The sequence below is a fragment of the Pseudomonas sp. BCA17 genome (genome assembly GCF_004519405.1).
Classification (GTDB): domain Bacteria; phylum Pseudomonadota; class Gammaproteobacteria; order Pseudomonadales; family Pseudomonadaceae; genus Aquipseudomonas.
This window is the reverse complement of sequence record NZ_SGWI01000001.1, coordinates 1,377,041-1,389,376: the sequence shown is the minus strand read 5'-3', so window position 1 is coordinate 1,389,376 and position 12,336 is coordinate 1,377,041. Positions and strand designations below refer to the sequence as shown.

The 12,336-nt window shown below is 58.9% G+C and carries 12 protein-coding genes; 7 read left to right on the top strand and 5 right to left on the bottom strand.

Going from position 1 to position 12,336, the window contains the following annotated elements:
• Window position 1 precedes the first annotated feature (1 nt).
• Window positions 2-472, top strand: a complete 471-nt coding sequence (cynS, locus tag EXW71_RS06415) for a cyanase (RefSeq protein ID WP_134656796.1) — start codon at window positions 2-4, stop codon at window positions 470-472.
• An 80-nt stretch (window positions 473-552) separates the two neighbouring features.
• On the opposite strand, the gene EXW71_RS06410 is transcribed toward cynS, so the two are convergent.
• Window positions 553-963 (bottom strand): hypothetical protein, encoded by a 411-nt coding sequence (locus EXW71_RS06410; RefSeq protein ID WP_134656795.1) that lies wholly within the window; start codon window positions 961-963, stop codon window positions 553-555.
• A 245-nt stretch (window positions 964-1,208) separates the two neighbouring features.
• On the opposite strand from EXW71_RS06410, the gene EXW71_RS06405 reads away from it, so the two are divergent.
• Window positions 1,209-1,715 (top strand): hypothetical protein, encoded by a 507-nt coding sequence (locus EXW71_RS06405; RefSeq protein ID WP_134656794.1) that lies wholly within the window; start codon window positions 1,209-1,211, stop codon window positions 1,713-1,715.
• A gap of 96 nt (window positions 1,716-1,811) precedes the next feature.
• Entirely contained in the window at window positions 1,812-3,152 is a 1,341-nt protein-coding gene (locus tag EXW71_RS06400) for a hypothetical protein (protein ID WP_134656793.1), read from the top strand.
• Between the two features lie 123 nt (window positions 3,153-3,275).
• Here the strand turns inward: EXW71_RS06400 and gudD are convergent, their stop codons facing one another.
• Window positions 3,276-4,601: a glucarate dehydratase gene (gudD, locus tag EXW71_RS06395; protein WP_123717637.1), complete on the bottom strand. Its 1,326-nt coding sequence runs from the start codon at window positions 4,599-4,601 to the stop codon at window positions 3,276-3,278.
• A gap of 19 nt (window positions 4,602-4,620) precedes the next feature.
• Window positions 4,621-5,982, bottom strand: a complete 1,362-nt coding sequence (locus EXW71_RS06390; RefSeq protein ID WP_134656792.1) for an MFS transporter — start codon at window positions 5,980-5,982, stop codon at window positions 4,621-4,623.
• A gap of 349 nt (window positions 5,983-6,331) precedes the next feature.
• Here EXW71_RS06390 and EXW71_RS06385 point away from each other — a divergent pair, with 349 nt between their 5' ends.
• The 3 genes from EXW71_RS06385 to EXW71_RS06375 all read left to right on the top strand — a co-directional run bounded on the left by EXW71_RS06385 (window position 6,332) and on the right by EXW71_RS06375 (window position 8,109).
• Window positions 6,332-7,042 (top strand): FadR/GntR family transcriptional regulator, encoded by a 711-nt coding sequence (locus EXW71_RS06385; protein ID WP_134656791.1) that lies wholly within the window; start codon window positions 6,332-6,334, stop codon window positions 7,040-7,042.
• 13 nt (window positions 7,043-7,055) lie between these two features.
• Window positions 7,056-7,751 carry a tRNA (adenine(22)-N(1))-methyltransferase TrmK gene (locus EXW71_RS06380; RefSeq protein ID WP_134656790.1) on the top strand — a complete coding sequence of 232 codons (696 nt, stop codon included), beginning with the start codon at window positions 7,056-7,058 and terminating at the stop codon, window positions 7,749-7,751.
• 67 nt (window positions 7,752-7,818) lie between these two features.
• Window positions 7,819-8,109 (top strand): DUF3144 domain-containing protein, encoded by a 291-nt coding sequence (locus EXW71_RS06375; RefSeq protein ID WP_134656789.1) that lies wholly within the window; start codon window positions 7,819-7,821, stop codon window positions 8,107-8,109.
• A 100-nt stretch (window positions 8,110-8,209) separates the two neighbouring features.
• Here the strand turns inward: EXW71_RS06375 and EXW71_RS06370 are convergent, their stop codons facing one another.
• Window positions 8,210-9,472, bottom strand: coding sequence for a hypothetical protein (locus EXW71_RS06370; protein WP_134656788.1), 1,263 nt, complete (start codon window positions 9,470-9,472; stop codon window positions 8,210-8,212).
• An 18-nt stretch (window positions 9,473-9,490) separates the two neighbouring features.
• A complete protein-coding gene (locus EXW71_RS06365) occupies window positions 9,491-10,030 on the bottom strand; it encodes an AAA family ATPase (RefSeq protein ID WP_134656787.1) in 540 nt (179 codons plus the stop codon).
• Window positions 10,031-10,268: 238 nt separating this feature from the next.
• On the opposite strand from EXW71_RS06365, the gene EXW71_RS06360 reads away from it, so the two are divergent.
• Complete coding sequence (locus EXW71_RS06360; RefSeq protein ID WP_134656786.1) at window positions 10,269-12,326, top strand: methyl-accepting chemotaxis protein; 2,058 nt, start codon at window positions 10,269-10,271, stop codon at window positions 12,324-12,326.
• Window positions 12,327-12,336: the final 10 nt, after the last annotated feature.

Below are 12,336 nucleotides of genomic sequence, written 5' to 3'. Positions count from 1 at the left end.
CATGATCCAATCGCAAATCAGCCAGAACACTCGCCTTGCCCTGACCGACGTGATCCTGTTGGCAAAGGCCCGCAAAGACCTGTCGTTCGCCCGGATTGCCGAAGGCACCGGCCTGCATGAAGCCTTCGTTACCGCCGCGTTGCTTGGCCAGCACGCACTGCCGGCCGACGCGGCTCAAGTGGTTGCCGATAAGCTGGGGCTCGATGCGGACGCGGTCGCCCTGCTGCAAACGATTCCTCTGCGCGGCAGCATCGGCAATGGCATCCCCACCGACCCGACCATTTACCGCTTCTACGAGATGATTCAGGTCTACGGCACCACGCTCAAGGCGCTGGTTCACGAGAAGTTTGGCGACGGCATCATCAGTGCCATCAACTTCAAGCTGGACGTTAAAAAGGTCGATGATCCGGACGGCGGCTCCCGCGCCGTGATCACCCTGGATGGCAAGTATCTGCCGACCAAGCCGTTCTGATCGCGTTGTAATGCCCGGCGCCGCGAGGCGCCCGGTTCGCTCTGCACGTTCCAGCAGGCCCGCGGGCTCGAGGCGAGTGATTACTGCGTTTCGAAACCCTCGTAATTCAGCGAAATCCCGTCGTCTTTCGGGTAGCTCACGTACACCACCACCGCATCGCTGTTGTCCACCAGGGCGAACGGCCATTTGCCGTTGGCTTTGCGCATCCGTTCGTACAGTGGCAGGTAAAAATCCTTGGTCTGACCGCGCGGGTCGTAGGGCGCCTGCACATGGAAAACCGGGTAGTGCCCAGCGTTGCAAAGCTGGATGCGTTCAAGCTGGAAATTGTTTTTCTCCAGCAGCGCACGGGCCGGATGCTGCCAGGTGGCGAGATCGACGTCTTGGCAGTTGTGGGCGGTATCGGTGTAGAGCGTAGTGTCTTTCAAGGCGGGGAGCGCGCAGGCCACACCAGGCAACAGCGCCAGTAACAGGGAGGTAAGGCGAGCTTTCATTGTTTTATCGTCCTTGAAATGGGGGGCACATCATGACTTGAAATCGGCAAATTGAGTAGAGGGTGTACGGGACTAGGAAGTTGCCGACGACGTCCTACTTTAAAGTATTACAGATAGGGACTTCGTGTTTTTAGGAAGTGCTGGGGTTACTTGGGTTAATAAATCGTGCAATGGTAAAGGCGTGATTCATACAGCGTGATTGATTGGAGCCTTAGGTACTAACTTTTGACGCTATGGTGATGATTATGAAAAGCTCAGTTGTTTGGTGGCGTTGTGTGAGTGCGCATAAATCCCTATTTATTTTGCTGGGTGTTTTAACAGTATCGGCCAGTGAAGATACTTTTGCGTCTGAATGGTCTATATCTAAAACCATGACGCCCGGCTCCGTACTCGTGTTATCCAACTCGACTATTGATCCGGCTACGGGATTCTCGGTGTTTTATATTATTTCCGCTGATATACCCGCCGGAACGCTTATTGACCCTAAGCAGTTGTTAGAGATTCAGTGGAAAACAACCTACTATCCTCAAAGTACACAAGAGGATGTGCACCTATGCTATTCCCGTCCCTATAGTTCCCAAGAGAATTGCGAGCGGATATACCCCAACTCATCCGGAACGCTGTCAACTTTTAATGATCAAGCTTTCGGTAATGGTTCTCGAGTCAAAATCAAACATTCTGTTTTAGGTGGCACGCCTCCGCTGAATCGTCCGGCGGGTGTCGACTCGGTGACATTCCGATATAGGTATTGATTAAAGCGCAAGCGCTTTCGGCTGATTTGGCTGGAGGTTGCTATCTATATTGGAACTTACAGTGTTTTATCTAAAAAATGTGCGGGGTGCATGCCCATGAACACGATCAATCCCTATGCCTTGATGCCTGGCAGTCGCGTGGCAAGTGATGTTGTTGGTACAGCCACTCCATCCGCTGTTTTGCGTGATGAGGATCAAGCGGACTCTTCTACTTTTACCCGTCGTTTTGCCTCTACCAGCACCGTCTCGGCCCTTGCTCGTCAATTGAGCGAAGCCGCAACACGTACCGACCAGAAGAGCACCGATTTTCTCGACCTGATTACTGGCGAAAGCTACTACGCCAGTAAAACAGTACATGACGCCGAGGTGCCCTCTACCAACGAACCGGAACTCCTGGCGCGGGCCCGCCAAGCGACCGGCTTCGTCAACGGAGCCGACAACAACCCCTTTAAAGGTCTTGCGCGTGATCAACTTGAGTTGATTGTCCGTGATGAGGGCGGTTCGTTCACCATCAATGAGCGACGCGCAGCATGGGAAGAGGTGCAATCAAATTTGTCAGCGTCTGCTTCCAGCCCGAAGTCGACATCTTTTAACGGGCGCGATTTCATGATTGATCGCCTGTTTCATGGCAGTGAACCACCGGTTGCCAAACCACCTGCCACGCGGGACAACAGCTATATGAATCCCGCCGAATTCTTGAATCTCGATGATCGAAGCCTGATCGCGGACATGTACGCATATGCCCATGCGGAAGGTGCGGATCTGACTTATGTCACCTACTTGGCCTCGATACTCAGTACCTATCGCTATTACAGCGACGGCAGTCAGTTGAGGGGCGGCAATAATGGCTATGACGCAGACGGCTATCGGGTCACGTTCGATTTCAAGAAAGAAGAGGCGCAAATCGCCTCGCGCATCCTGAACGGTTCGGCCATCAACAGCACCCGTATCGATCAAGGTTTTTTGCGCTATATCCTGCATCCGGACCATGGCGCGTTCACCAACATCGGAGGCATACCGTTCCTGGAACGAATGGTGAACAAATTCTCCGATGAAGGCGATGATCAACCGCCACTCGGCAGCGAGTTCGCTGCCTTCAAAAAAATCAACTTCGAGGACTACGCTGTTCGTACCACGAACAAGGCCATACGGCTGCCGCCCGACAAGTCGGTCGCCACAGTCACCAATGGCGTCTGGAGCCTCACCGAATATGGCAAGGCCTCCGGCTATGTGATTGACTCGGCCACCGGCAAATTGAGCAGGCCGTCCGATTCCCCTGGCGAAAAAACGCCGCAGCATCCACCGCTGGGGGCACCTGCCACTGACGCCGCTCATCGCACGATTTTGGATGCGCTCGCAGATACCCGCGATCAACCCGCCCAACGCTGGATCTGGCCGGGCCATCTATTCAAGATGTTGAGAGCCTTCAAGCCCTGAAATATCAAGCCACCAGCTCCATGTCGCGCCAAACGCGAGGGGAGCCGGCGCCCGAGGTTGCCAAGGATGAAATGCAGCGCAAGGAGCGGGTGAAGCTGGCCTTGGCTGCATCACGCGAAGGATCTAACGCACCAAGCACGGCTGTTTGTTATTGAAACGCCAGCCTGGAATCAGGAACTGCATCGCTACGCTGTCATCCCGCGCACCCAAGCCCATGCCTTTGTAGAGTTCGTGGGCCTTGGCCACCGCGTCCATGTCGATCTCGACCCCCAGGCCCGGCTTGGCCGGCACCTTGACGTAGCCGCCTTCGATTGTCAGCGGTTCCCGCGTCAAGCGCTGGCCGTCCTGCCAGATCCAGTGGGTGTCGATGGCGGTAATCTCGCCTGGTGCCGCCGCCGCCACCTGGGTAAACATCGCCAGGGAAATATCGAAGTGGTTGTTGGAGTGCGAACCCCAGGTCAGGCCCCAGTCGTTGCACATCTGCGCTACGCGAACCGAACCTTGCATTGTCCAGAAATGCGGATCGGCGAGGGGAATATCGACGGAGTGCAACTGGATCGCATGACCCATTTCGCGCCAGTCGGTGGCGATCATATTGGTGGCGGTCTTGAGGCCCGTGGCACGGCGGAATTCAGCCATGACTTCGCGGCCTGAATAACCGTTTTCCGCGCCGCAGGGGTCCTCGGCGTAGGCGAGTACGTGGTGCTGGTCACGGCACAGGCGGATGGCTTCCTTGAGTGACCAGGCACCGTTCGGGTCGAGTGTGATACGCGCGTCCGGGAAGCGTTCGGCCAGGGCGGTGACCGCTTCGATTTCCGCATCGCCGCTCAACACGCCACCCTTGAGCTTGAAGTCGTTGAAGCCGTATTTGGCTTTGGCGGCTTCAGCCAGGCGCACCACCGCCTCGCTGGTCAGGGCCGTTTCATGGCGCAAGCGAAACCACTCATCCGTCGCGTGCGCCTCGTTGCGATAGGCCAGGTTGGTGGTTGTGCGGTCGCCTATATAGAACAGGTAGCCGAGCATTTTTACCGCGTCGCGCTGCTGGCCTTCGCCGAGCAGGGCGGCCACCGGCACTTCGAGGAATTGACCCAGCAGGTCGAGCAGGGCGGCTTCCATGGCGGTAACGGCATGGATGGTGATGCGCAGGTCGAAGGTCTGCAGCCCACGACCCGCAGCGTCCCGTGACGCAAAGGTGCTGCGCATCTGGTTGAGAATGCGCTGGTACTGGCCGATGGGCTGGCCGACCACCAGGCTGCGTGCGTCCTCCAGGGTTTCGCGGATGCGTTCGCCGCCGGGCACTTCACCGACGCCGGTATGGCCGCTGCTGTCCTTGAGAATCACGATATTGCGGGTAAAAAATGGCCCGTGGGCGCCGCTCAGGTTCAGCAGCATGCTGTCATGGCCGGCCACGGGGATGACTTGGAAGTGGGTGACGACAGGGGTAGTCATGGTGATGTCCTGAGTAAGCTCAAAGAGGTTTGCTGATGACGGTGGCGGTTGGCGTAACGCTCGGCGAGGTCAACGCGGCGGAGGGCGATGTCTTGGCGAAGAACACCAGGATCGCCGCCAGCACCGAGGTGCCGGCCAGTCCATAGAGGCCGCCCTGGATCGAGCCGGTGGTTTGCTCCAGGAAGCCAAACGTGGTCGGTGCCACAAAGCCGCCCAGGTTGCCGATGGAGTTGATCAGGGCGATCACGGCAGCGGCGATGCGCACATCCAGATAGCCCTGGGGGATGGGCCAAAAGAGCGAAGAGGCCGACTTGAAACCGATGGCCGCAAAACAGATCGCCACAAAGGCAAAGACCGGCCCGCCGGTGGTGGACATGAACATGCCTGCAGCGGCAATCAACAGGGCAGCGGCAACCCAGGCCTGCTGGAACTTGAATTTGCCTGATAGCGCGGCGAAGGCGTACATGGCGATGATCGAGATCAGCCACGGGATGGAGTTGAAAAACCCGACCTGCACGTCGCTCAAATCACCCATCTTCTTGATGATGCTTGGCAGCCAGAAGGTGGCGGCGTAAATCGTCAGTTGGATGCAGAAATACAAGATGCAGAACAACAAAATCTGGCGGTCCTTGAGCAGCTTGCCGAGGGTTGGTTTGACCGTGCTCAGCGCTTCACGGTCGCGCTGCTCCTGGTCGATGGCGCCCACCAGCGCGTCCTGCTCTTCGCGGGTCAACCATTTAGCGTCGTGGGGTTTGGAGTCGAGCCAGAACCACACGAAGAACCCCAGCGCCACCGAGGCCAGGCCTTCAATGGCGAACATCCATTGCCAGCCGTGAAAACCGAACCCTTCGATCTGCAACAGTGCGCCCGACAGCGGCCCGGAAATCAGTGACGCCACAGCCGAACCGCTGAGAAAGATTGCGATCGCTTTACCGCGCTCCACGCCCGGCAACCAGCGGGTGAAGTAGTAGATCACCCCTGGGAAAAAGCCCGCTTCGGCCACGCCCAGTAGAAAGCGCAGGATATAGAACTGGGTTTCGTTCTGGATGAACGCCATCAGCGTGGCGACGATGCCCCAGGTGAACATGATGCGGGTCAGCCAGATCCGCGCGCCGACCTTCTGTAGCAGCATGTTGGAGGGCACTTCGAAGAGGGCGTAGCCGATGAAGAACAGCCCGGCACCCAGCCCATAAGCGGCGGCGCCGATGCCCAGGTCATGCTCCATGTGCGTACGCACGAAGCCGATATTGACCCGGTCAATGTAGTTGAGGATGAACATGATCACGAACAGTGGGAGCACATGGCTCTTCACTTTGCTCACGGTGCGGCTGAGCACCGAATCATTGTCTGCAGCGGCGGATACCTGGTTTGAAGTGTCCATGACTCGAGAACTCCCCCTGATTTATTTTTATGCGGGTTTGTGTGTCTTGTTGATAGACATCATACAAGTGGTTTTCCTGGCTTCGCAATCAGGTGAGTGATGTTTTTGTGCTTATAAGGCCGCCATCAGAACAGTTGTTACGGTTATTTGCCTTATTTTATTGGGTTTTTAGTTTTTTTGGCATGGTTGAGACTCAACCTAGGTGACATTTTCAAATGATGCTGGGCGATCGAGCTGAGAGGTTTTCTGTTTAGTTGTCATACAAGTTGGGTGTCTTGGAAATCAGGCAGCGTAGGCTTGAATGCAGGGTGTTAAGCTCCCCCCAGCCCAACCCTGTGGACCCGCAGCGATGCCCATTGAAAACGGAACCCTTGTCCGTAGACGCTCCAACAACCTGGCCCAAGGCGTGGTCGATGCACTGACCCAACGTATCCTGCTCGGGCAACTCAAGCCCGGTGAAAAACTGCCGTCCGAATCCACCATCGTGCTGGAGCACGGCGTCAGCCGTACCGTGGTACGCGAAGCCATTTCCAAGTTGCAGGCCTCGGGCTTGGTGGAGACGCGTCACGGTATCGGCACCTTCGTGCTGGAGCCGCGCGCTCAGCAAGGCTTGCGCCTGCATGTGGATACGGTCGCCAGCGTGCGCAACATGCTGGAATTGCGGCTGGGCCTGGAGGTGCAGGCCGTGGCGCTGGCGGCGTTGCGCAGGTCGGATGAGCAACTGGCCCACATGCGCCAGGCGCTGGATGACTACCAGGCCTCACTGGCCAATAACGACAGTTGCGTGGAAGAGGATAAACGCTTCCACCAACTGATCGCCGAGGCCACCGGCAACACGTTTTTCACCGAGATCATGCTGCACCTGGGCAATGCGATGATCCCACGCACCCAGGTCAAGGATGCCGAACGCGGCGGGGCGGATTTTGCCAGGCTGGGGCAGTTGGCGAACCGTGAACATGAGGCGATCCTCAACGCGATCCAGCGTCAGGACCCGGACGCGGCGCGGGCCGCCATGGTGTTGCATTTGACCAATAGCCGGGATCGGTTTTCCGGGGAATGAAAAGGAACAACTGTTGAACGAACACACTCTGTCCATGCGCCTGGAGCGCGTGGCCGCTAACGTGCCGGCCGGTGCGCGCCTGGCCGATATCGGCTCCGACCACGCCTACCTGCCGGTCGCATTGATGCGCCGCGGCGTGATCGCGGCCGCGGTAGCGGGGGAGGTGGCGACCACGCCCTTCCACGCGGCCCGACGCACCGTGCGCGACAATGGCCTGGAGCACCACATCAGCGTGCGCCTGGCCGACGGTCTGGCGGCGATCGAGCCGGGGGACGAGATCAGCGCGATCAGCCTGTGCGGCATGGGGGGCGAAACCATTCGCGACATCCTCGACGATGGCAAGGCGCAGCTGAGCGGCCGCGAACGCCTGATCCTGCAGCCCAACGGTGGCGAGCAACCGTTGCGCCAGTGGTTGATGGACAACGGCTACTCGATCCTGCGCGAAGAGCTGCTGCAGGAGAACCGTTTCTACTACGAAATCATCGTCGCCGAACGCGCCGGACCCGTGACCTACAGCGCCGAACAACTCTACTTCGGCCCCTTGCAGATGCAGGCACGCAGCACGGTGTTCCTGGCCAAGTGGCAACGCCTGCTGCGCCAGAAGCACAAGACGTTGGCCGGCTTCGAGCAGGCGCGGCAAACGGTGCCGCAGGAGAAGGTGCAGGAAGTGGCCCGAGAGGCTAAGTGGATTGCTGATTTGCTGGCTTGAAAGCTCGCTGGCGACGTCGAATATGCTCCAATACCACCCTTCATCCGCTCACCCAGGACCCCGCGCCATGGCCGAAACCACTGACCAAGCCTTCTACGACCGTGCCGACGCACACATCGAATTGTCGAACGAGCAGCTCAAGACCTGTGAAAACCTCGGCGAGGTCAGTGCCTCGATGATGTTCGGCACGACGCGTTTCAACGCCTGGGCCTGCGCACGCAACTTCAAGTCCGGCGCAGAAATGGCCCAAGCGCGGGAGGCCATGCTGAAGTATTTCTGTGATCAGTATCGGATGATGCTTGAGGATAATCTGGATGATCACATCAATAATTTCAGTCAGTACATGCTCGCCAGATAGGCCGTCGTCACTCGTTGTACCCACCCCGTCCCGGTGTCTGCCTGTCGTTTTCTTTCAATGGTAAGCGGAGCATCGGGGGGCGCTGTATAGGCGTCATGCTCTATGTGAGTCTGGAAATGGTACCGGCTGGGAATGCCCCGCCCGCCTCAAGTGCCGTCAGTCGTTCAATGATCGGGTCGCGCTCGTTTTTCGGTGTATCGCGGTCCGTAATCGCATAGACCTGGGCGTCGGCCCAGAGGCGAATCGGCTCAAGTGAAGACGGCTCAGCCGGCGTGCTTTGAAGCTGCTGAAGAAGAAATCCAGCTTGAGTCCATTTAGGCATCAATCCAAGCAGCGCCAGGCGTCTATCAGAGGTCAAGCTGGCCCAAAGGACTTCAAGTTGAAGGGTAAAAGCCGATGCTATGACGCTCCAGGGGTGAGACCGCAAGCCTGTGACCCCTGTCTCAAATACGCTCTTGGAAGGATCTGCGATCGCGCAAATTAAACGCGCAGGTCGGTCGCCGCCTTCGATGTTCAGCACCAGTGAGCGAACGGCGCCGCTCTTTTGCTCCAATGCCGCAGCCAACCAGTCTTCAGGGACCGGCATGTTCAAGTCCTTTGCCAGTCCAAGGATGCCCAGCCATTGCGCTTTCGTATCGGGTGTTTTGCCACGCAGTCGCGTCTGCAGGACATGCAGGGGGTCGACACCATATTTTTTTGCGGCCCATAACGCTGTCGACCTGTTTGCAGGTGATGGGTCTGTTAAAAAATCTTCGATCAACCGGGTACGGCCCGATGGTATCCGGACCGCTTCTAGGAACGAGAGCCTTCTGAGAATGGCGCTGTTGCTGGCGAGCCCGAATGCGACAGCCCGTTGAGCGGCGTCTTGTGGCAGTTCCATGGCCCCACCAAGGGCCGCTCGGCGTACGCTGAAGTCGGGGTGATGCAAGCTCATTATCAGGAACGGCTCCCGTTCATCGTCCGTCATTGATTGAGCAAGAACCCGAAATAGCAAGCGAGCGCACTGGCCGCGGCTGGTAGGTAAGGCAGGGGCGCACAGTGGCAGGCATTCCGGTGTTGCCAGCAGTGCCTGGAGATTGTCGAGTGTGACGCGATTGTTTTCGCGCTTGCGCATTTCGAGCGCGAGAAGTGCGGGAAGCTGAGCAATCAGCCAAGTTGCATACTTGGGCGTCAAATAGTCACCGAATGCGATTTTCGCTGCCTCGCGAACTTGGGGCACCCAGTCATTGAGCCGTACGATAATTGCAGATAGCCGCTCGCTGGTTTGTTCTGACCGAATTGCCTGTAGGCCGGCCTCGCGGTCAAAGCCATCCCAACTGCTGACCAGCGAATTCCAGCTTCGGGTGGGGGCGGTTTTCGGCAATGGCGCTGGCCCAGGCACCTAGACAGATTGAGCGGGCATTGATGGGGTGGGCAATCCTATCAAAAACTCAGCTACCTCCCGCGCATTGCGTAGATGAATCACCGGCACCTGCGGCGCGACTGTCAAGCGTGCGGCCTCAATGCCTGGGCGGCTCACGCGGTCATAGTTCCAGCAGTAACTCAGGAAACTCAGAAACTCTCTGTCGAGCTTTTCCTTGCATCCTGACGGTTTGTCTGTACGCGGTCGATCCAGCAGGCTGCGCACCAGCACGCGCCGTAGGCACGTGGTGCGCGGAGTGTCGAGCCAGATGATCAGGTTGGCTCGCGGCAGTCGCAGATCGAAGCTGCGCCGTGCGTAATTACCTTCACAGATCCATCTGTCCGAGGCAATCGCTTGCCGGATCCGCTTGCGGAAGATTTCGTTATCGACCTCAACCCAGTTCGGTTCCCAGAACAACTTGTCCAGGTGGACCACCGGTGCTGCCAGGCGCTTGCCCAATTCACGGGCCAGGGTTGACTTACCGCTGCCAGCATTGCCGAGGATGATGATGCGTTGCATGGGCAGATCCTTTGCTGAAAACATAATAATTCCAAGGTTCGTCTCTACGGGTTACAGGCGTGCACGCAACGCTGAGTGCTTTTGCCCCATTTTTGGGCGCACGCCGTTGCGTCTCCGGTGTGCAAGCGCCTGTTTACGCGCTCGGCATCAACGGCCCGCATCTTGCTTGCCCAGTTTAATCAATGACATGGCATTTTGCTTTTAGTCATTTCTTAGCTGTTTGGGAGAGTGGTCGGCGATGCACAGTCTTTTATCACCCGGTATCCACCTGCTCGGCCGTTTCGGGTTCGCACGCAAGTTCCAGATCTTGTTCTTCCTGTTCATGCTGCCCCTGGCCGGAAGCCTGTGGCTGATCGGGCAAGGCTATCGCGACAAGCTCGCGGTGATCGCCAGCGAACAGTCCGGCGTTCGTCAGTTGTTGGCCCTGGACGCGCTCGATGGTCAGCTCACTGCACAACGCAACCTCGCCGCCCGCTGGAAGGCGGTAGACATCCTGCGCTCGCCGACCCCCGCCGCCCAAGCGGCGATGGACAAGGTTGACGCGGCTAATCCGCTGATCCTGCAAAGCCTGAAAGCCCTGGGTGATGTGCTCAACGCCCAGCACGCCAGTGCCGAGACCCTGGCGCGCTTCGAGGCGTTGCAGGCCGCCGTCAAGGGCATGGACACCCAATCCCTGCGCACCGTGGGCTGGTGGCCGGATGGCTATGACCGCTTCACCGCCGCGTTGACCGCCATGCAAACCCTGCGCGAACAGATCACCCTGGATACCGGCCTGATCCTCGACCCTTGGCTGGAAACCTACCTGCTGATGCAGATTTCCAGCCAGCACACCCCGGACCTGATCGAGCGCATCGGCCGCACTGCCAGTGTCGGCGAGTCGTCCATCGCCTCGGGGCAGTTCACCTTGCAAAGCCGTTTGCAGATGCGTGACCTGCGTGGTCGGATCGGCGATGCCCGGGACCAGTTGGTCAAAGCCGCCGCTTCGCTCAAGGCCAAGCAATATCCGGGGATTGAGCCGTGGACCGCGCAATATGACAGCAGCCTGCAGTTGCTGGATAACCAACTCAAGGCCCTGGACGAGGGCGTTTTCGGTGGCACCATTAAGCTCGATACCGCCACGTTCGACAGCAGTGTCGACGCCGTGCTCGGTGCGTTGGGTGCGCTGCGCAGCCAGTCGCTGCACTCGCTGGATGCGCGCCTGGGTTACTACCATGCGCAATCGATCAAACAGTTCATTCCGGTGGCGGCGACGTTCAGCCTGTTGGCGTTGGCGGCCATGTACCTGTTCATGTGCCTGCAAGCCTCGATCCGCCGCAGTGCCAGTGGCATCACCACGCTGGCCGAGTCCCTGCGCGACGGCAACCTGTGCGTTGAAGTGGCAGTGGAAGGGCGCGACGAGTTGGCCCTGATCAGCGCCGCGCTCAACGTGGCGGTGGTACAGCTGCGTACCAGTCTGCTGGGCGTCAACCATGAAACCCAGCAACTCGGTTCGGCCGTACAGACCCTCAACGCACAATCGAGCAGCACCCTCACCGAGGTCGAAGACCAGCAGCACCAAATCAGCCAGATTGCCGCCGCCGCAACCCAACTGGCCGCCACCTCGATGGGGGTCGCCAGAAGTTGCGAGCAAGCTTCTGGAAGCGCGCAGCACACCCGCAGCATTGCCGAAGACAGCAGCCGCGACAGCCAACGCACCACGGCCAGCATCCAACAGCTCAACCAGCGTCTGACCGATACCGCCAACGCCTTGGAACAGGTCAACCAGCAAGGCCAGCAGATTCAATCGGTGGTCGACACCATCCGGGGCATCGCCGAGCAGACCAACCTGCTGGCGCTCAACGCCGCCATCGAAGCCGCCCGCGCCGGCGAACAAGGCCGCGGTTTTGCCGTGGTGGCCGATGAAGTGCGCAGTCTGTCGCAACGCACCCAGGCCTCCACGGCGCAGATCGCCGGTACCGTGGACAGCCTGCGCGCAACCGTCAGCCAGGCGGTTACCCTGATGGGCGCCGCGTGCGAGCAAGCGTTGAGTGACGCAGAGTCCGTTACCGGGTTGGGCGCACGCCTGGGCGAGATTGCCGGTGCGGTGCAGCATGTCACCGACACCCTGGCGCACATCGCCACGGCGGTGGAGGAGCAAGCGGCGACGGCGGATGAAGTGAGCGGCAATATCCAGCAAGTGGACCAGGCGGCAGGGCGCTTGCTCGAGGGCGCGCGGGCAGTCAACCGGGCGGCCGATACCTTGAGCAAGGGCAGCCAGGCACTGAGTGATAACACCGCGCGGTTCCGCCTGAGCTGAAATCAGGTGC

Bases quoted from the DNA above. Each gene is read 5' to 3' on its own strand.
- cynS (WP_134656796.1), top strand. From the start codon at position 2: ATGATCCAATCGCAAATCAGCCAGAACACTCGCCTTGCCCTGACCGAC.
- EXW71_RS06410 (WP_134656795.1), bottom strand. From the start codon at position 963: ATGAAAGCTCGCCTTACCTCCCTGTTACTGGCGCTGTTGCCTGGTGTG.
- EXW71_RS06405 (WP_134656794.1), top strand. From the start codon at position 1,209: ATGAAAAGCTCAGTTGTTTGGTGGCGTTGTGTGAGTGCGCATAAATCC.
- EXW71_RS06400 (WP_134656793.1), top strand. From the start codon at position 1,812: ATGAACACGATCAATCCCTATGCCTTGATGCCTGGCAGTCGCGTGGCA.
- gudD (WP_123717637.1), bottom strand. From the start codon at position 4,601: ATGACTACCCCTGTCGTCACCCACTTCCAAGTCATCCCCGTGGCCGGC.
- EXW71_RS06390 (WP_134656792.1), bottom strand. From the start codon at position 5,982: ATGGACACTTCAAACCAGGTATCCGCCGCTGCAGACAATGATTCGGTG.
- EXW71_RS06385 (WP_134656791.1), top strand. From the start codon at position 6,332: ATGCCCATTGAAAACGGAACCCTTGTCCGTAGACGCTCCAACAACCTG.
- EXW71_RS06375 (WP_134656789.1), top strand. From the start codon at position 7,819: ATGGCCGAAACCACTGACCAAGCCTTCTACGACCGTGCCGACGCACAC.
- EXW71_RS06365 (WP_134656787.1), bottom strand. From the start codon at position 10,030: ATGCAACGCATCATCATCCTCGGCAATGCTGGCAGCGGTAAGTCAACC.
- EXW71_RS06360 (WP_134656786.1), top strand. From the start codon at position 10,269: ATGCACAGTCTTTTATCACCCGGTATCCACCTGCTCGGCCGTTTCGGG.